Raw genomic sequence first — 18748 nt, 5'->3', positions numbered from 1 at the left:
CCGCCCGTGGTGCCCTGTCCCGGCGCTCGGCCGAATTCCGGGTCCAACAGCACTTCTTACCGCCAAATGGCTGACCGTGGGGGCGCTTCCCCGGTGATCGTTATCGGAATTCACCTCCGGATGCCGAGGTCGGAGGGTTTCGGTGGGGGGCGGGATTTCACCCGTCCGAGCGAGGGTTCCGGGGGTCGCCGATCTGACCCGGGGCTTTGTTGGATGTTCCTCCAACCATCTGCTCCGGGAGCCGCTCCGCTTTGGAGGTTCCACCAGCGACTACCCTTGCCAAGCGTGAAGGTCCTCGTCATCGGCGGCGGCGCCCGCGAACACGCCCTGTGCCGCTCCCTGTCCCATGATCCCGCCGTCACCGAGCTGCACTGCGCCCCGGGCAACGCCGGGATCGCGCGGGTGGCGACGGTCCACCCGGTCGACCAGCTTGACGGTGCCGAGGTCACCGCCCTCGCCCGGCGGCTCGGTGCCGACCTGGTCGTGGTCGGCCCGGAGGCCCCGCTGGTGGCCGGCGTCGCCGACCCGCTGCGCGCGGCCGGCATCCCGGTCTTCGGCCCGTCCGCCGAGGCCGCCCAGCTGGAGGGCTCGAAGGCCTTCGCCAAGGACGTGATGGCCGGCGCCGGCGTGCCGACCGCCCGCTCCTACATCTGCACCACCGCCGAGGAGGCGGCCGCCGCGCTGGACGCCTTCGGCGCACCGTACGTGGTGAAGGACGACGGCCTGGCCGCCGGCAAGGGCGTCGTGGTGACCTCCGACCGCGAGGCCGCCCTGGCCCACGCGGCCTCCTGCGAGCGCGTGGTCATCGAGGAGTACCTGGACGGCCCCGAGGTCTCGCTGTTCGCGATCACCGACGGCAGCACCGTGCTGCCGCTCGTCCCCGCGCAGGACTTCAAGCGCGCCCTGGACGGCGACGAGGGCCCCAACACCGGCGGCATGGGTGCCTACTCCCCGCTGCCCTGGGCCCCCGAGGGCCTGGTCGCGGAGGTCCTGGAGACCGTCCTCCAGCCCACCGTGGACGAGCTGCGCCGTCGCGGCACCCCGTTCTCGGGGCTGCTCTACGCCGGCCTCGCGCTCACCTCCCGCGGCACCCGGGTGATCGAGTTCAACGCCCGGTTCGGCGACCCCGAGACCCAGGTGGTGCTGGCCCGGCTGGAGACCCCGCTGGCGGGCGTGCTGCTGGCCGCCGCCGAGGGCACCCTGGCCGGGCTGGAGCCGCTGCGCTGGAGCGAGGGCGCCGCGGTCACCGTGGTGCTGGCCTCCGAGGGGTACCCGGCCGCGCCGCGCACCGGCGACCCGATCGAGGGCCTGGACGAGGCCGAGGCCGACGGCACCGCCTTCGTGCTGCACGCGGGCACCCGGGCCGGCGAGGGCGACGAGGTGCTGACCGCCGGCGGCCGAGTCCTGTCGGTCACCGCCACCGGGGCCGACCTGGCCGAGGCCCGCACCAAGGCGTACGCCGGCGTCGCGAAGATCTCCTTCAAGGGCGCCCAGCACCGCACCGACATCGCGCTCAAGGTCGCCCGCTGACCAGGCCCACCTGCGCTTCTCCTGCGGGGCGCCGTGCCCGGGACAACCCGTCCGGACGCGGCGCCCCGCGGCGTTTCCCGGCGCACGCCGCCACACCGGGCGGACCAGGAATTCCAGCCCTTCGAGTGATGTGTTGGCCATCCGGCTGACGTTGTGGCGCGGCCGGTCGTAGGGTGCGCTGGGTCGCCGTGGGGCAGGGTGGTTTCGGTGCGGACGCGTCGGTGGCGGGATCGCGCCGGGGGGATGCTGGGACCAGTTGTGCGGCCGGTGTCACCGGGACGGGTGGAATCCGTCGCGATCCGGAACACCGGTGGGCACAGCGGCGTCAAAACTGTCAGAACTGCCGCGCACCATGCACAGACGGGGGTCGGCTGTTGCCCTTCCCCGCCGGAATTTGAGCGTTCTCAGCGCTGCGAAGGGGGTTTCGCGTCCTATGGCCGAAGTCGACGTCGCACGCGCACGGGCCCAGGCCGTGCTGCGGGTCCGCGGGCGGGCCGTGGCCGCCGCGGTCCTCCCCGCCGCTCTCGCGGTGATCCTGCTGGCCGGCCGGCTCACCGGCCGGATCGGCGCCCCCGGCTCCGCCGACACGACGGCCTGGGACGCCGTCCGGTGGGCGGTCGGTGCCGTCGCCGCCCTCACCCTGCTGCTGGCCGCCCTGGTGGCCCGCTCGCACCGGCGGGCCGAGCCGCCGGTCACCCCGGCCGTCCCGGTGTCCCGGGCGGAGGCCCCCGAACTCCACCGGCTGATCGGCGAGCTCGCCGACCGGCTGGAGGTGCCCGCGCCCTCCGCGATCGCCCTCACCCCGGACTGCGACAGCTGGCTGGAGGAGGTCGCCGAGCGGCCCGGCACCCACGGGCCGCGGCCCGCGCCCGTCCTGGTGGTCGGCTCCCCGTTCCTGTGGTGGATGCGGGCCGGCGAGCTGCGTGCTCTGCTGGCCCCCGTGGTCGCCGGGACGGCCGCCGCCGCCGACCCGGACATCGCGGCCGCCCGCCGCTTCGTCCGCAGCCTGGACGCGGCGCTCGGCAACCCGCACCGCGGCCCGGCCGGCCTGGTGGACCGGGTCAACCGCGCCCTGCTGCGGGCCTGCGGCGAGCACTCCGCCGAGCTGGAGCGGGCCGTCGCCGTCTGGGCCTCCGACCAGGCCAAGGCGGTGGACTACGGCCTGCGGATCGCCGCCCAGGAGCAGGTCGGCCTCGCCTACGCCGGCTGGGACCGCCTGCTCACCCGGGTCGCGCTGCCCGCCTGGCGGCTCGGCCGCCACCCCGCGCACCTCAACGCCGGCGTGGTCGCCGCGCTGACCGAGCTCTCCCGCCGCGACCGCCTGGCGGACGGCTACGAGACCCGGCTCGGTGACCGGCCCGCCTGCGACCTGCTGGAGGAGCCCGGCCGGGTGGACGCCGCGGTCTCCCTGCTCGCCGCCGAGCTGCTGCACGAGGTGCCCGGGGCCGGCTGGCAGGAGCTGGACTGGGCCGACTACCCGACCGACGTGGTGGACCGCGGCTGGCGGGTCCAGGCCGCGGCGCTGCAGAGCGCCCTCGGCGGGGACGACCGCGACGGGCCGACCCTGGCCCGGGTCCTCGCCCGCCTCGCCGGCGGCGAGAGCGAGAGCCTGGCCGCCGCCCTGGCCGGCCAGGTGGCGCGCGCCGCCAGGGTCGCGCCCCCGCTGCCCCCCGTGCGCAGCGGCCGGGAGCTCCTGGTCGAGCACGTCACCGCGATGGTCTGCTGCGCCGCGGTGGACGCCGGGTCGGCCGCCCCGGGGCTGGACTGGCTGGACGGCCCGGTGCTCCTGATCGCCGGGGTGCGGCAGACCGAGCCGGCCGCCCTGGTCGCCCGGGCCGTGGAGCAGGGCGAGGACAAACCGCTGCGGGCCTGGCTGCGGTCGGTCGGCGTGCGGCTGGAGCGGCCGGTGCGGCTGTCGGGCTGACCGGGGCGGGCGGGAAGGCCCCGCGCGGCGCGCGCCGGGGCCGGACGAGTACCAGTTGCTACCGTGGGGTGACGGAGCGCCAGCACTTTGTGGTGTGCTAGACCGCACGCACATCCGTATGGCACATGCCAGCCCGGCGGGGGTGCAGACGGTGGGGAGGGCGCATGGGGACGGAAGGCATCCGCCGGTGGGAGTCCGGGACGCTGGCGCACGGCGTGTCGGACCCGTTCGGCCAGGGCCCGCTGCCCTGGCTGCGCAGCCCCGACCAGTACCTCGACGGCGGCGAGGGTGCGGTGCCCTGGTACGTCAGCGTGGACGCGCCCGGCCAGCAGCCGCTGACCGCCCCGCTGAGCCGCCCGTCCGTGATCGGACCGCGGAACTCCGACGACGTGGACCAGCAGATCAAGGGCTTCGCCTCGGCCGGGGTGATCCGGCCCGGCGGCTCGGTGGACTTCCGGGTCACGGTGAACCCGCCGCGCGAGTTCACCGTGGACGTCTACCGGATCGGGCACTACGGCGGCGACGGGGCCCGGCACATGACCTCCAGCCCGCGGATCGCCGGGATGGCCCAGGCCGACCCGCTCGTGGTCGGCCGCACGGTCTCCTGCCACCACTGGTGGCAGTCCTGGCGGCTGCACGTCCCGGCGCACTGGCAGCCCGGCGCGTACGTCGCCGTGCTGACCACCGAGGACAACCGCCACCGCAGCCACATCCCGTTCACCGTCCGCGACTTCGAGGACCACCTGCACCCGGCCGAGCTGCTGCTGGTCGTCCCGGACGTCACCTGGCAGGCGTACAACCTCTTCCCGGAGGACGGCCACACCGGCGCCAGCCTGTACCACGCCTGGGACGGCGACGGGCGGCTGGTGGGGGAGTCGGAAGCGGCGGTCACGGTCTCCTTCGACCGGCCGCACGCCGGTGCCGGGCTGCCGCTGCACGTGGGCCACGCCTACGACTTCATCCGCTGGGCCGAGCGCTACGGCTACGACCTCGCCTACGCCACCGCCACCGACCTGCACGCGGGCCTGGTGACGCCGTCCCGGCACAAGGCGCTGGTCTTCCCGGGCCACGACGAGTACTGGTCCGACCAGATGCGGCGGGCCGTCGAGCAGGCCAGGGACGGCGGCACCTCGCTGGTCTTCCTCTCCGCCAACACCATGTACTGGCGGGTCGACCTCACCCCGAGCGCCGCGGGCGAGCCGAACCGGCTGCTGAACTGCCGCAAGCGCCAGCGCGTCCCGGCGCAGAGCCAGGCCGCCGGCCTGCCCGGCAGCACCAGCGCGCTGTGGCGGGACGCGGGCGAGCCCGAGCAGCACCTGCTCGGCGTCCAGTACGCGGGCCGGGTGCCCACCCCCGTCCCGCTGGTGGCCCGGAACACCGCGCACTGGCTCTGGGACGGCACCGGGCTGCGGGACGGGGACGGGCTGCCCGGGCTGGTCGCCGGGGAGGCCGACCGCTACTTCCCGAAGGTCGCGCTCCCCGCGAGCACCGAGCGGACGCTGCTCGCCCACTCCCCGTACCGGGACGCCGCCGGGCGGCGGGCCCACCAGGAGACCTCGCTGTACCGGGCGCCGAGCGGGGCGTACGTCTTCGCCGCGGGCACCTTCGCCTGGTCGCCGGCGCTGGACCGGCCCGGCCACACCGACGAGCGGATCCAGCGGGCGACCGCCAACCTGCTCGACCACCTCTGCAAGGAGGGCCGGACCGGGCCGTGAAAGACTCGATCCCAGAGCCCCCCATCTCTGAGGACTGACCTTGAGCGGATTTGTCACGAAGCCCGAGCCGGTCCAGGTGCCCGGCCTGGTCCACCTCCACACCGGGAAGGTGCGCGACCTCTACCGCGCCGGGAACGGCGACCTGGTGATGGTGGCCAGCGACCGGACCTCGGCCTTCGACTGGGTGCTGCCCAACGAGATCCCGGACAAGGGCCGGATCCTCACCCGGCTCTCGCTGTGGTGGTTCGAGCGGATCGCCGACATCGTGCCGAACCACGTGATCTCCACCGAGCTGCCGGCCGGCGCCCCCGCCGACTGGGCCGGGCGGACGCTGATCTGCCGCTCCCTGGACATGGTGCCGGTGGAGTGCGTGGCGCGCGGCTACCTGACCGGCTCCGGCCTGCTGGAGTACGACGCCGACCGGACGGTCTGCGGCATCGCGCTGCCGGAGGGCCTGGAGGACGGCTCCGAGCTGCCCGCCCCGATCTACACCCCGGCCCTCAAGGCGGAGGTCGGCGAGCACGACGAGAACGTCTCCTACGAGGAGACCGCCCGCCGGATCGGCGCCGAGCTGGCGGCCACCCTGCGACAGACCACCCTGGCCGTCTACGGCCGGGCGCGCGACATCGCCCGCGAGCGCGGGATCATCCTCGCCGACACCAAGTTCGAGTTCGGGCTCGCCGGGGACGAACTCGTGATCGGCGACGAGGTGCTGACCCCCGACTCCTCGCGGTTCTGGCCGGCCGACGAGTGGAAGCCGGGCCAGGTCCAGCCGTCGTACGACAAGCAGATCATCCGTAACTGGCTCTCCTCGCCCGAGTCGGGCTGGGACCGCACCGGCGAGCTCCCGCCGCCGGAGCTCCCGGAGAAGGTGGTCGACCTGACCCGGGCCCGCTACATCGAGGCCTACGAGCGCCTCACCGGCACCTCCTGGGTCTGACCGCCCGGCCCGGAGCCCCGGAACCCGCCCGCCGCACCCCCTGCGGCGGGCGGGCCGCGTTCCGGACCCGTCCCGAGGGCGGCCCGCCCGGTCAGATCCAGCCGTGCTCGCGGGCGATCCGGACCGCGGCGTGGCGGTTCTCCGCGCCGAGCTTGCCGGCCGCCGAGGAGAGGTAGTTGCGGACCGTCCCGGGGGAGAGCGCGGCCCGGTCGGCGATCTCCGCGATCGAGGTGCCGTGCGCGGCCAGCTCCAGGACGTCCGTCTCGCGCGGGGTCAGCGGGCTGTCCCCGGCGCTGATCGCGTCCGCCGCCAGCTCCGGGTCCACGTACCGCCCGCCCGCCCGGACGGTCCGGATGATCCCGGCCAGGTCGGAGGCGGAGACCGTCTTGGGCAGGAACCCCCGGACCCCCACCTCCAGCGCCCGCTTCAGGTAGCCGGGCCGGCCGTGGCCGGTCACGATCATCGTCCGGCAGTCCGGCAGCCGGTGGCGCAGCTCGGCCGCCACCTCGATGCCGTCCAGGCCGGGCATCTGCAGGTCCAGCACCGCGACGTCCGGCCGGTGCGCCTTGGCCATGGCCAGCGCCTCCGGCCCGGAGGCGGCCTCGGCCACCACGGTGATGTCCACCTCCAGCGACAGCAGCGCGGCCAGCGCCCCGCGGATCAGGTGCTCGTCGTCGGCCAGCAGGACGCGTACGGGGTCGGTCATCGGGACGGCACCTCCGGGGCCGTGGTGTCGAGCGGCAGGACGGCCAGCACCGTGAAGGCGCCCGGCACGGCGGCCGGCAGGTGCAGCTCGCCGCCGTGGGCGGCCAGCCGCTCGCGCAGCCCGGCCAGCCCGTGGCCGCCGGTGGAGCCGGCCGGGGTGGCCGGGGCGGCCGGCACCCCGTCGTTCTCGATCTCCAGCAGGGCGCGGCCGTCCTCGGTCCGCAGCCGGATCCGGCAGTGCGCGGCCTCGCTGTGCCGCAGCACGTTGGTGGTCGCCTCGCGGACCACCCAGCCCAGCACCGACTGCGCGGCGGCGGGCAGCGACCCCACCTCGGCCACCAGGTCGACCTCGCAGGCCACGTCGGCCGACCGCAGCACCGAGCGGGCGCCGGTCAGCTCGACCTGCAGGTCGGCCGAGCGGTAGCCGCGCACCAGGTCGCGGACCTCGCGCTGCGACTCCTGGGCGATCCGCTGCACCTCGGTCATCTGGTCTGCCGCCTCCGGGCGGCCGCGGACCGCCAGCTGGACGGCCAGCTCGCTCTTCAGCGCCATGGTGGTGAGGTTGCGCCCCAGGACGTCGTGCAGGTCGCGGGAGAACCGCAGCCGCTCCTGGGCCACCGCCAGCTGGGACTGGGTCTCGCGGGCGGCGTCCAGCTCCCACACCACCCCGGCCAGCCAGGCCGAGCAGCGGCAGGTGCCCGCGACCACGACCAGAGCGAAGGACAGGCCGGTCAGCGCCCCGACGGCCTCACCCACCCCCATCCCGCCGACCAGCAGCGGCGGGACGGCGAGCGCCATCATCGCGCCGGCCACCAGCGCCGCCCGTCGCGGCGGCACCGCCACACTGATCGGGGCGAACCAGAAGGGCAGCGCCACCGGCGCCATGAGGGCTCCCGTGGGCGTGGTCCCGTCGGGACCGGGCCCGAGCAGCGCCACCCCCCACACCGTCGCCAGGGCCAGGGCGAAGCCGGTGGCCAGGGCGGCGACCGGCAGGTCGCGCCGGCCCAGGTAGTGGTCGAGACCGGCGCGCAGGGTGACCACCATCACCACCGCGTCGGCCAGGCCCGCGGCCACCACGAAGCGCAGCACCCAGACCGGAGGGTCCAGGTCGGGGTTGGCGCCGATGGCGAGGAGCACGAAGAACAGCTGCATCGGTGCCATCAGGTACAGCGACCAGCGGACGTACATCTCGGTGCGCTGGGGCTTGCCGAGGGCCCGCCAGCTCCGCACCGGCCGGGTCACCGGCCTGATCAGTGTGTCGACGCCCATCCCGTCCCCCCGTGGCTGCTGCATGGTGCGGTGCCTTCCTATCAGCCCCGCGGCCCTCCGCCGGGTGCGGGGGCGGAGGGCGCCTCGGGTGGGTGCGCGGTGGACCGAGCGGGTGCGGGGCCGGTGCTCAGCGCCGGGGCTCCCAGCGGAACCAGCGGTGGGCGGCCCAGAACGCGGTGGCGGTCCACAGCACGCCCAGCATGAGGTGGAAGGCGCCCTGGCTCCAGGTGCCGAGGAAGTCGGTGGCCGGGTCCGCGTCGTCGGTCCCGAACCAGCCGAGCCGCAGCAGCTGGAAGGCCGGGGTGGTCGGCAGCGTCTTGCAGGCCGCGGCGATCGGCTGCGGCATGGTCTCCAGCGGGATCAGCAGGCCGGAGCCGAACTGGGCGAGCAGCATCAGCGGCATGGTGGTGAGGCCGGCGCTCTCCACCGTCTTGGTGAAGGAGCTGGTCACCGCAGCGAGGGCCCCCAGCAGAGCGATCGCCAGCGTCAGCCCGATGATCATGAGGAGCGGGTTCACCGGCATCGGCAGGCCCATCAGGACCGCCGCCGCGCCGCCGAGCAGGGCGCACTGCAGCAGGGCCAGCACCACCGAGGGGAGCGCGGTGCCCGCCAGGATCTCCACGTCCGAGGCCTCGCCGGTGCGCAGCCGCTTGAGCACCAGCTCGCCGCGCCGGGCCACGAAGGAGCCGGTCAGGTTGTAGTAGACGACCATCATCAGGATCAGCCCGGCCACACCGTTCACCAGGGTGGCGTGGAGGTCGATCCCGGGGTGGGACCCGGCCTGGGCCTCCAGGATCCCGCGCAGGCCGACGATCATGACGGGCGGCATCGCCAGGGCCATGAACAGGGCGGTCCGGTTGCGCAGCAGCAGCGTGGTCTCGGTCCGGCCGAGAGCCAGCATCCGGCGTACGGGGGTGGTCCGGGCGGTGCCGGGGGCGGCGTCGGCGGCGGTCGTCGCGGGGGCGGCGGTGGTCATCGGGCGTTTCCGATCAGCGACGGGGCGGGGGTGGTCTCGGCGGCGTCGGCCGCGATGGCGAGGAAGGCCTCCTCCAGCGAGGCACTGCGGGCGTCCAGCCCGCCCAGGGCGACCCCGTGGTGGGCGGCCCAGCCGAGCAGCCCGGTGAGGGTGGCCTGGAGGGTGGGCGTCCGGACGGTGATCCGGCGGCCGTCCGCGGCCACCTCGGCCCCCGGCATGGCCGGCAGTCCCAGGCCGTCGTACGCGCCGCAGCGCTCGGGCAGCTCGAAGGTGATCCGGGACGGGTGCCCGGCGATCACCTCGGCGACGGTGCCGCCGGCGACCACCCGGCCGCGGTGCATGATCGCCAGCCGGTCGGCCAGCTCCTCGGCCTCCTCCAGGTAGTGCGTGGTGAGCAGCACCGTGGTGCCCTGCTCGCGCAGCTCCCGGACCAGCCGCCAGACGGCCGCGCGGGCCTCCGGGTCGAGACCGGTGGTGGGCTCGTCCAGGAACAGCACCTCCGGGCGGCCCAGCAGGGCGATCGCCAGGTCCAGCCGGCGGCGCTCGCCGCCGGAGAGCTGCTTCACCCGGACCCTGCGGCGGTCCAGCAGGCCGACCAGCTCCAGCGCCTCGTCCACCGGGCGGGCCCCGGAGGTCAGCCCGGTCCAGGTCCGCCCGGTCTCGGCCACCGTGAGGTCCCCGGGGAACCCGCCCTCCTGCAGCATGATCCCGATCCGCTGGCGGACCGCGGTGCGTTCCCGGTACGGGTCCCGGCCGAGCACCCGGACGGTGCCGGCGGTGGGGGCGGCCAGGCCCTCGATCAGTTCCATGCTGGACGTCTTGCCGGCGCCGTTGGTGCCGAGCAGGGCGAAGAGCTCGCCCCGGTGGACGGTGAGGTCCAGGCCGCGGACCGCGTCGAAGCCGGCGGCGCCGGCGGGCCCGTAGCGGCGGTGCAGGCCGGCGGCCTCGACCGCGGGCTCCCGGTGGCTGGTGTCGTTCATGCCTCCAGCCTCCCGGCGGCCGGGCGGCGCCGGCAGTGCGCGGCGTCATGGAACCCGGGTGCGGATCCACGGGTCGGCGATGACATATGTCACCGGGCCGGCCGACGGAACACCCGGCGCGGGCTGGCGAGACCGGCCGCACCGACCCGGAGAACGCGGAAGGCCCCCTCGATCGAGGGGGCCTTCCGGATGGAGCGGACGACGAGATTCGAACTCGCGACCCTCACCTTGGCAAGGTGATGCTCTACCAACTGAGCCACGTCCGCAGGTCTGTGAAATTGTACTGCACACCCCAAGGGGTGCTGCGAGCGGACGACGAGATTCGAACTCGCGACCCTCACCTTGGCAAGGTGATGCTCTACCAACTGAGCCACGTCCGCGTGGCGCCTGGGCGCCTGTCGCTTCCGGGGGCTTCCCCTTGGCGACGAGAAATACTCTACAACATCGATCGGAGTGCTCGCCCCACCCTTCCCCTCCGAGGACCGGCCGGGGCGGGTGGGGCGGGAGCGCGACGGCTCAGTTGGCGTCCGCGAACGCCTCGTACACGTGCTTCGGGATCCGGCCGCGGGCCGGCAGTTCCATTCCGTTCGACTGCGCCCAGGCGCGGACCGCGGCCGGGTCCGGGGTGAGGGCGGTGCGGCGGAAGGACTTCCCGCTGCGGCTCTGGCGCCGCCCGGCGGCGACGAACGGGGCGAGGGCCTCCCGCAGCTTTTCCGCGTTGTCCGCAGACAGGTCGATCTCGTACGACTTCCCGTCGACGCCGAAGTGGACGGTTTCCGCGGCGGCACCGCCGTCCAGGTCGTCGGAGAGCGTGACGACTACACGCTGAGCCATGGGTGTCAATCCTCTCGGGCCATTTGCCGCCGGGTGTCTCGGGTGCCCCGTCGGCCCGGCCGGCCACGGAGTTCGCGCACACGGGCAGGCGTGGGGGCACGTGCCCGCAACGCCAGTGGTCCTGGCCGTCGGTCGCCCTATTCTGCACCCAAAGAGGCCGAAAATCGAAGGGCTCCGGATTCCTTTTTCGGGATATTCACGTGCTTCACCTCAAGTCTGATAGCGAGCTGATAGCCGTGGTCGATCTGTCCGGAGTGCCGGTATTCGGGCGTTCTCGGCGGGGGGTCCCGAGGACCTGATTAACCGTCGAAAACCGCGCTCCGGGAGCCCGGAACCCTTGGTGCGTAAGGGGCGAGGGTCTACGCGCGTCGCTCCGGCGGGGCCGCAATCCGACCCGAAAGCCCAGGTAGTCTGAAGGTCCCCCGCCTTCACGAAGACACCACCGGGAGTGCCAGTGGCACGCGTCGTAGTCGACGTCATGCTCAAGCCGGAGATCCTCGACCCCCAGGGACAGGCGGTGCAGCGTGCACTGCCGCGTCTCGGATTCGACGGCATCGCCGACGTCCGCCAGGGCAAGCGTTTCGAGCTGGAGCTGGAGGGTCCGGTCGACGAGGCCGCGCTCGCCCGCATCCGCGAAGCCGCCGAGACCTTCCTCGCCAACACCGTGATCGAGGACTTCACCGTCCGCGTCGAGGAGGAGGCGAAGTGACCACCCGCGTCGGCGTCGTCACTTTCCCCGGTTCCCTCGACGACCGCGACGCCCAGCGCGCGGTCCGCCTCGCCGGCGCCGAGCCGGTCGCCCTCTGGCACCGTGACAAGGATCTCCACCAGGTCGACGCCGTCGTCCTGCCGGGCGGATTCAGTTACGGCGACTATCTGCGCTGCGGCGCCATCTCCCGCTTCTCGCCGGTGATGGAGACCGTCATCGAGCAGGCGAAGCTGGGAATGCCGGTCCTCGGTATCTGCAACGGCTTCCAGGTGCTCTGCGAATCGCACCTGCTGCCCGGCGCGCTCACCCGCAACGACTCGCTGCACTTCATCTGCCGCGACCAGAAGCTGCGCATCGAGAACGCGGGGACCGCCTGGACCCGTGATTACTCGGCGGGCCAGGAAATCGTCGTCCCGCTGAAGAACGGCGAGGGCCGCTTCGTCGCGGACGAGCACGTCCTGGACGAACTCGAGGCCGAGGGCCGCGTCGTCGCCCGCTACCTCGACGTGAACCCCAACGGTTCGTACCGCGACATCGCCGGCATCACCAACGCCGCGGGCAATGTCGTCGGCCTCATGCCGCACCCGGAGCACGCCGTGGAGCCGCTCACCGGCCCGACCACCGAGGGCCTGGGCTTCTTCACTTCCGTACTGAAGCAGCTGGTGAACGCCTGATGTCCCTGGACACCGTCAAGAAGGCCGAGCAGACCCCGGACGCCGTCCAGCCCTGGGCCGAGCTCGGCCTGAAGGAAGACGAGTACGCCCGGATCCGCGAGATCCTCGACCGCCGCCCCACCGGCGCCGAGCTGGCGATGTACTCCGTCATGTGGTCGGAGCACTGCTCGTACAAGAGCTCCAAGGTCCACCTGAAGCAGTTCGGCGAGAAGGCCCCGCGCAACGACGCCATGCTCGTCGGCATCGGCGAGAACGCCGGCGTCGTCGACGTCGGCCAGGGTTACGCGGTCACCTTCAAGGTCGAGTCGCACAACCACCCGTCGTACATCGAGCCCTACCAGGGCGCGGCCACCGGCATCGGCGGCATCGTCCGCGACATCCTCGCCATGGGTGCCCGCCCGGTCGCCGTGATGGACCCGCTGCGCTTCGGCGCCGCGGACCACCCCGACACCCGGCGGGTGCTCCCCGGCATCGTCGCGGGCATCGGCGGCTACGGCAACTGCCTGGGCCTGCCCAACATCGGCGGCGAGGTCGTCTTCGACTCCTGCTACCAGGGCAACCCGCTGGTCAACGCGCTGTGCGTCGGCGTGATGAAGCACGAGGACATCCACCTGGCCAAGGCCTCCGGCCCCGGCAACAAGGTCATCCTCTACGGCGCCCGCACCGGCGGCGACGGCATCGGCGGCGTCTCCGTGCTGGCCTCGGAGACCTTCGACGCCACCGGCCCGGCCAAGCGCCCCGCGGTCCAGGTCGGCGACCCGTTCCAGGAGAAGCTGCTCATCGAGTGCACCCTGGAGATCTTCAAGGAGGACCTGGTCGCCGGTATCCAGGACCTCGGCGGCGCCGGCCTCTCCTGCGCCACCTCCGAGCTGGCCTCGGCCGGTACCGGCGGCATGCGGATCGAGCTCGACACCGTCCCGCTGCGCGACCAGACGCTCTCGCCGGAGGAGATCCTCATGAGCGAGTCGCAGGAGCGCATGTGCGCCATCGTCGAGCCCGCCAAGGTCGACCGCTTCCTGGAGATCTGCGAGAAGTGGGACGTCATCGCCACCGTCATCGGTGAGGTGACCGACGGCGACCGCCTGGAGATCTTCTGGCACGGCGAGCAGGTGGTGGACGTGCCGCCGCGCACCGTCGCCCACGAGGGCCCGACGTACCACCGCCCCTTCGCCCGGCCGAGCTGGCAGGACGCCCTCCAGGCGGACGCCCCGACCGCCGAGCGGCTGGCCCGCCCGACCACCGGCGAGGGCCTCAAGGCCGACCTGCTGAAGGTCGCCGCCCACCCGAACCAGGCCTCCAAGTCCTGGATCACCGACCAGTACGACCGCTACGTGCTCGGCAACACCGTGCTCTCGGTCGGCGAGGACTCGGGCATGATCCGGATCGACGAGGAGACCAACCTCGGCGTCTCGGTCGCCACCGACGGCAACGGCCGCTACGCCAAGCTGGACCCGTACACCGGTGCCCAGCTGGCCCTGGCCGAGGCGTACCGCAACGTCGCGGCCGGCGGTGCCAAGCCGCTCGCCGTCTCCGACTGCCTCAACTTCGGCTCCCCCGAGGACCCGGACGTGATGTGGCAGTTCGCCGAGGCCACCCGCGGTCTGGCCGACGCCTGCCAGGTGCTCGGCACCCCGGTCACCGGCGGCAACGTCTCGCTCTACAACCAGACCGGCGAGACCGCCATCCACCCGACCCCGGTGGTCGCGGTGCTCGGCGTGATCGACGACGTCACCCGCCGGACCCCGATCGGCTTCGCCGAGGAGGGCCAGCTGCTCTACCTGCTGGGCGACACCGAGGACGAGCTCGGCGGCTCGGCCTGGTCCCAGGTGGTCCACGACCACCTCGGCGGCCTGCCGCCCAAGGTCGACCTGGAGCGCGAGCGCCTGCTCGGCGAGATCCTCATCGCGGGCTCCCGCGACGGCATGATCGACGCCGCGCACGACCTCTCCGACGGCGGCCTGGGCCAGGCCCTGGTGGAGAGCAGCCTCAAGGGCGGCAAGGGCGCCCGCGTGGTGGTGCCCGAGGGCATGGACCCGTTCGTGTTCCTGTTCTCCGAGTCGGCGGGCCGGGCCGTGGTGTCCGTGCCGCGCAGCGAGGAGCTCCGGTTCAACGACATGTGCGGCGCCCGCGGCCTCCCGGCCACCCGCATCGGTGTCGTGGACGGCGACGTCCTGGACGTCCAGGGGCAGTTCACCGTCTCGCTGGCCGAGCTGAAGGACGCCCACACCGGCGTCATCGAGGCCCTGCTCGCCTGACGTACGACCCCTCGAAGGGTGGTCGGTCGACTACGGACCGGCCACCCTTCGGCGTACGCTGCCGCGTATGCCGACGAAGAGCCGCAGTTACGACCCGGTGAAGGTGCGCGCCGCGCTCACCGGGCAGGTGGAGGCGCTGCGTGAGACCGTGCGCGGCCTCACCGAGGACCAGTTGGCCCGGCCGACCCGACTGGGGGACTGGCGGGTCAGGGAGTTGGTCTCCCACCTGGGCATGGTGATCACCTGGGTGCCCGCCCACCTGGACGACCCGCTGCCCGCCCGGCCGCCCATCACCCCCCTGGACTGGGCCCGCAGCACCCGGACCGCCGCCGCCACCATCAACGAGATCGCCGAGGAGCTCGCGGCCAGCCCCTTCGCCGGCACTCCGAACGAGGTCGCGGCCGAATTCGACCGCTGCTGCGCCGAGTTGGTCGCCGCACTGCCGGCTGCGGAGCAGCCCGGACGGCTGATCGCGATGCGCTTCGGGCCGATGCCGCTGGCCGACTTCCTGGTGACCCGGCTGGTCGAGACGGTGGTGCACGCCGACGACCTGGCCGCCGCGCTCGGCCCGGCCCCCTTCCCGCACGACCGGCAGGCGGTGGCCGCCGTCTCCCGGCTGCTCGCCGACGCGTTCGCGGACCGGACGCCCGGCGGCGCCGTCGAGCTGCGGATCCCGCCGTACGCGGTCGTCCAGGCCGTCGAGGGGCCGCGGCACACCCGTGGGACCCCGCCCAACGTGGTGGAGACCGACCCGCTGACCTGGATCCGGCTCGCCACCGGGCGGACCGGCTGGGCCGCGGCGGTCGAGTCCGCCGCGGTCAGCGCCAGCGGCGAGCGGAGCGACCTGAGCGGGTACCTGCCCGTCCTGGCCTGACCCGCCGGGAGCACCGTCCGGACCGTCCGGCCGGAGCGTTCATCCGGACCGTCCGACCGGGGCCCGATACGGGGTCAGTAAGCTCGGTCGGTCGGTGTCGGGGACGGGAGGGCCACGGTGACGGGTGACGGCGGGCGGCGGATTCCGGCGCTGCGGGCGGGACGGCGGCCAGCCGGGCTGGCCCTGCTGGGCTGGCTGAAGGACGGCATGGCACCGCGGCTGTGCCGGATCTCGGGTGGCCCCGGAGCCGGCAAGTCCCACCTCCTGGACTGGCTCGCCGAGGGCTTCTCGGGCAAGGACGCCCCGGCCGACCGCCGGGTGCACGCCGTGCTCCCGGCCGCCGGCGTCAGCACCCGCGGCGCCGCCTGGGCCCTGGCCCACCAGCTCGGGCTCACCGCCCGCACCCCCGAGGACCTCGTCACCGCCGTCGACGAGGAGGGCCGTCCGGTGGTCCTCTGCGTCCCGCGGCTCGACGAGGCCGCCGACCCGGCCGCCCTGGTCGCCGAGCTCCTCGACCCGCTGCTGCGGTCGGAGCACGTCCGGCTGATCGCCGAGGCCGCCGAGGGGGGACCGGCGGCCACGGCGTTCACCGCCGTCCCCGCGCCCGCGGTGCTCGACCTCGACCTGCCGCAGTGGACCGACCGGGCCCGGTTCGAGGCCTGGTGCGCGACCGAGCAGGCCGACCCGGCGCAGTACCCCAGCCCCGGCCGGGCGCTCGGCCGTCCGGCCGCCGACCCGCGCCGGCCGGAGAGCGCCGCCGACCTGCTGCGCGACGTCCGGCTCCTCGCCCACGCCGACCCGCTGGCCGTCACCACCGCGCTGGACGGCCGGTCCGGCATGGTGCCCACCGCCTGGGACGCGGCCGGGCCGGCCCTGGTCGCCACCGCCGACCCGGCGGTCCGCGCGGCCGTCCTGCGCACCCGGCTGTTCGGCTTCGACGAGGAGGCCGCAGAGCTCCTCGGGCAGCTCCCCGCCCCCTGGCAGGGCGCCTGGGCGATGTGGCCGGACTCCTCGCGCGGCTGGCCCGGCCCGGTGGCCTCGCTGGCCGTCGGCAGCGGCCCGTACGCCGGGCAGCTGCTGCTCGCCGACCCCGGCGGGGTCATCCGCACCGTGGACACCGCCAGCGGCCGCCCGCTGGCCCGGCTGCCGCTGGCCGCCGAGGCCCGCCCGCTGCGCGGCCTGACCGTGGCCCACGGCGGCGACGCGGTGCTGCTGGACGCCGGGGGCGCACTCGCGCCCGCCGCTGCGGAGCCCGGCGGTCCGCGCGGGGCCATGGCGGCCCTCGGCGGCGCGGGTCTCGGGCTGAGCGCGGTGGCCGCGGTCGCCGACCTGCCCGAGGACGCCCTGGCGGTGGGGGACGAGACCGGCGCGGTGCACTGGTACCGTTCCGGCGAGCGGTGGAGCGAGGAGCTCCACCAGGGCCCGGTGACCGCCCTGGCCGGCACGCTCTCCGGCGGAATTCCGGTGCTGGTCAGCGGTGGGTTCGACGGTTCCGTCCGGCTGTGGGGGCCCGGTGCCAACCAGCCGCTGGAGCTGGACCGCCGCGGCCGGGAGATCAGCGCGGTGGCGCTGGCCGACGGCGCCCTGGGCATGACGGTCGCCGCCGCCTGGTCGGACGGCCTGGTCCGGGTGCACCGGTCGGCCGCCGGTCGGCCGCTGGAGCTGCGCCTCGGCTCCCCGGTGTGGGCCCTCGGCGTGGCGGAGGACCTGCTGGTGCTCGGCACCTCGGACGGGGTGGCCGCGATCAGGCTGTGAGGGTCCGGCCGTGAGGGGCCGGTCGGGGAACGGCCGGGGTCAGGGCACCGCCGGGCCGCTGAGGTAGGTGCCGTCGGCGGAGTACGGCCAGGCGTTCTCCTTGCAGCCCTTGAGACCGTAGATCTGCTGCATCATGGCCGGCGCCGGTTTGCCCGGGCCGGGGCAGGTCTCGTGGCCGTGGCCGATCCGGTGGCCGACCTCGTGGTTGATGATCAGCGCCCGGTACTCCTCGATCGGCCCCTGGAACTGCGGCGAACCGGTCAGCCAGCGCTTGGAGTTGACCATCACCTGCTTGCCGACGTCGCAGTTCACCTCGCCCTTGGTGTCCAGTCCGGCGGCGCGGCAGATCTTGTCCACGGTGTCCGGCGAGGCGATCCGCACGGTGAAGTCGTAGGTGCCGGAGGCGACCAGCTGGAACCCGTTCTTCCCGTCCGAGGTCCAGCTGCGCTTGTCCGAGAGGATGGCGTTGATCTGGTCGGCGGCGGTCTTCGGATCGACCTCCAGGCCGTCCTCCACCTCCACCTTGTAGCGCCGGATCGTCCCCTTGCCGACGGCGTCGCCGCCCGCGACCGCCGTGGAGAAGGTGCCCTGGCCGGCCGCGCCGGAGGCGGTCGGGGACGCGGCGGCGCCGGACTGCGGCGCCCCGCCGCCGCCGGGTGCGGCCGTGGGCTCCGGCGCGATGGGCTCGGCCGGGTCGACCGTGGGGGACTCGGAGAGCGAGGGGACCGCCCGGGCCTGGGTGCTGCGGCCGTCGCCCTCGTCGCCCCCGCCCTGCAGCAGCACCACGCCGGCCGTCCCCAGGACGGCCAGCGCACCGGCCGCCGCGATGCCCATCCCCAGCCGCTTTCGCCGCGCCTGCCGGCGCATCCGCTTGGCCTGGCGCCGGCTGACGGGAGCTCTCCTGGACCTGGTGGCTGTGGGCAACTGACGGACTCTCTGCTCGGGGATCGGGCTGACGAGGCGTCGGTTGCCCCATGGGAGAAGGACGCCGGACGCGTCCCGGCGGTTGCCGGCCGGCGACCCGGTCGGCCCGCGGCGGACGGCTCCGCTCAGGATCCGCGGCGGGGCGCGCACGGATGCGAGGCAGCCTCGATGATCATGGGGAAACCCTACCGAGCCCAGGATTCGGCTGCACGTTCGAATGTCTCGTGCGGCAGGGGCCCGGGTGGCAGACTGCCACCATGGCGATTCACAAGAACCTCCTCGACGGACCGGAGCCGACCCTCCTGCCGGAGGACGAGCAGCCGTACCGCATGATGGCGGAGCAGTCGGCCTCCCCGACCCAGGTGGCCGCGGACTTCCCGACCTTCTGCCTGGCGTGGGCGATGCTCTCCGACGACGCGTTCACGGCCGGCCGCTACGTCGAGTCGTACGCCTACGCGCGCACCGGCTACCACCGCGGGCTGGACGCGCTGCGCCGCAGCGGCTGGCGAGGGCACGGCCCGATTCCGTGGGAGCACCGCGGCAACCGCGGCTTCCTGCGCTGTCTGGCGGCCCTGGCCCGCGCGGCCGGCGCGATCAACGAGACCGAGGAGGCCGAGCGCTGCTGGGAGTTCCTCAAGGACAGCAGCGCCGAGGCGTACACCGAGCTGAAGCAGTAGCCGCAGG

16 protein-coding genes and 2 tRNA genes are annotated in these 18748 nt (G+C 74.2%); 10 read left to right on the top strand and 8 right to left on the bottom strand.

The annotated features are described in order from the left end of the window. Nucleotides 1–285 precede the first annotated feature (285 nt). The 4 genes from purD (at nucleotide 286) to ABWK59_RS17480 (ending at nucleotide 6109) form a co-directional block, all read left to right on the top strand. Nucleotides 286–1530: a phosphoribosylamine--glycine ligase gene (gene purD, locus ABWK59_RS17495; RefSeq protein ID WP_354641522.1), complete on the top strand. Its 1245-nt coding sequence runs from the start codon at nucleotides 286–288 to the stop codon at nucleotides 1528–1530. Nucleotides 1531–1963: 433 nt separating this feature from the next. Next, on the top strand, nucleotides 1964–3454 hold the full coding sequence (locus ABWK59_RS17490) for a hypothetical protein (protein WP_354641521.1): 1491 nt from the start codon (nucleotides 1964–1966) through the stop codon (nucleotides 3452–3454). A 164-nt stretch (nucleotides 3455–3618) separates the two neighbouring features. Beyond that, a complete protein-coding gene (locus ABWK59_RS17485; protein ID WP_354641520.1) occupies nucleotides 3619–5169 on the top strand; it encodes a N,N-dimethylformamidase beta subunit family domain-containing protein in 1551 nt (516 codons plus the stop codon). Between the two features lie 40 nt (nucleotides 5170–5209). Beyond that, complete coding sequence (locus ABWK59_RS17480) at nucleotides 5210–6109, top strand: phosphoribosylaminoimidazolesuccinocarboxamide synthase (protein ID WP_354641519.1); 900 nt, start codon at nucleotides 5210–5212, stop codon at nucleotides 6107–6109. Nucleotides 6110–6200: 91 nt separating this feature from the next. Here the strand turns inward: ABWK59_RS17480 and ABWK59_RS17475 are convergent, their stop codons facing one another. From ABWK59_RS17475 to ABWK59_RS17445, 7 genes are all read right to left on the bottom strand, one after another. Next, complete coding sequence (locus ABWK59_RS17475; RefSeq protein ID WP_354641518.1) at nucleotides 6201–6815, bottom strand: response regulator transcription factor; 615 nt, start codon at nucleotides 6813–6815, stop codon at nucleotides 6201–6203. Next, nucleotides 6812–8107 (bottom strand): sensor histidine kinase, encoded by a 1296-nt coding sequence (locus ABWK59_RS17470; RefSeq protein WP_354641517.1) that lies wholly within the window; start codon nucleotides 8105–8107, stop codon nucleotides 6812–6814. Before ABWK59_RS17470 ends, ABWK59_RS17475 begins: the two co-directional genes overlap by 4 nt. Nucleotides 8108–8210: 103 nt before the next feature. Further along, a complete protein-coding gene (locus ABWK59_RS17465; protein WP_354641516.1) occupies nucleotides 8211–9059 on the bottom strand; it encodes an ABC transporter permease in 849 nt (282 codons plus the stop codon). Further along, a complete protein-coding gene (locus ABWK59_RS17460; protein ID WP_354641515.1) occupies nucleotides 9056–10039 on the bottom strand; it encodes an ABC transporter ATP-binding protein in 984 nt (327 codons plus the stop codon). The genes ABWK59_RS17465 and ABWK59_RS17460 overlap by 4 nt, the downstream gene beginning before the upstream one ends. A gap of 190 nt (nucleotides 10040–10229) precedes the next feature. Further along, a tRNA-Gly gene (locus ABWK59_RS17455) sits at nucleotides 10230–10305 on the bottom strand. A 41-nt stretch (nucleotides 10306–10346) separates the two neighbouring features. Beyond that, nucleotides 10347–10419, bottom strand: a tRNA-Gly gene (locus ABWK59_RS17450). A gap of 136 nt (nucleotides 10420–10555) precedes the next feature. Continuing rightward, entirely contained in the window at nucleotides 10556–10873 is a 318-nt protein-coding gene (locus tag ABWK59_RS17445) for a histone-like nucleoid-structuring protein Lsr2 (protein WP_345698122.1), read from the bottom strand. Nucleotides 10874–11321: 448 nt separating this feature from the next. Here ABWK59_RS17445 and purS point away from each other — a divergent pair, with 448 nt between their 5' ends. The 5 genes from purS (at nucleotide 11322) to ABWK59_RS17420 (ending at nucleotide 17140) form a co-directional block, all read left to right on the top strand. Next, nucleotides 11322–11582, top strand: coding sequence for a phosphoribosylformylglycinamidine synthase subunit PurS (gene purS / locus ABWK59_RS17440; RefSeq protein WP_354641514.1), 261 nt, complete (start codon nucleotides 11322–11324; stop codon nucleotides 11580–11582). After that, nucleotides 11579–12256 carry a phosphoribosylformylglycinamidine synthase subunit PurQ gene (purQ, locus tag ABWK59_RS17435; protein ID WP_354641513.1) on the top strand — a complete coding sequence of 226 codons (678 nt, stop codon included), beginning with the start codon at nucleotides 11579–11581 and terminating at the stop codon, nucleotides 12254–12256. The genes purS and purQ overlap by 4 nt, the downstream gene beginning before the upstream one ends. Then, a complete protein-coding gene (gene purL, locus ABWK59_RS17430) occupies nucleotides 12256–14511 on the top strand; it encodes a phosphoribosylformylglycinamidine synthase subunit PurL (protein WP_354641512.1) in 2256 nt (751 codons plus the stop codon). Before purQ ends, purL begins: the two co-directional genes overlap by 1 nt. Before the next feature lie 67 nt (nucleotides 14512–14578). Beyond that, complete coding sequence (locus tag ABWK59_RS17425; protein ID WP_354641511.1) at nucleotides 14579–15385, top strand: maleylpyruvate isomerase family mycothiol-dependent enzyme; 807 nt, start codon at nucleotides 14579–14581, stop codon at nucleotides 15383–15385. A 117-nt stretch (nucleotides 15386–15502) separates the two neighbouring features. Beyond that, nucleotides 15503–17140: a hypothetical protein gene (locus ABWK59_RS17420; RefSeq protein WP_354641510.1), complete on the top strand. Its 1638-nt coding sequence runs from the start codon at nucleotides 15503–15505 to the stop codon at nucleotides 17138–17140. 39 nt (nucleotides 17141–17179) lie between these two features. On the opposite strand, the gene ABWK59_RS17415 is transcribed toward ABWK59_RS17420, so the two are convergent. Beyond that, nucleotides 17180–18064 (bottom strand): DUF3152 domain-containing protein, encoded by an 885-nt coding sequence (locus tag ABWK59_RS17415; protein WP_354641509.1) that lies wholly within the window; start codon nucleotides 18062–18064, stop codon nucleotides 17180–17182. Between the two features lie 257 nt (nucleotides 18065–18321). Here ABWK59_RS17415 and ABWK59_RS17410 point away from each other — a divergent pair, with 257 nt between their 5' ends. Then, complete coding sequence (locus ABWK59_RS17410; protein ID WP_354641508.1) at nucleotides 18322–18741, top strand: DUF3151 domain-containing protein; 420 nt, start codon at nucleotides 18322–18324, stop codon at nucleotides 18739–18741. Nucleotides 18742–18748 lie beyond the last annotated feature (7 nt).

This window comes from Kitasatospora sp. HUAS MG31 (assembly GCF_040571325.1).
GTDB classification, from domain to species: Bacteria; Actinomycetota; Actinomycetes; order Streptomycetales; family Streptomycetaceae; genus Kitasatospora; species Kitasatospora camelliae.
This window is presented reverse-complemented; position numbering and strand designations above follow the sequence as displayed.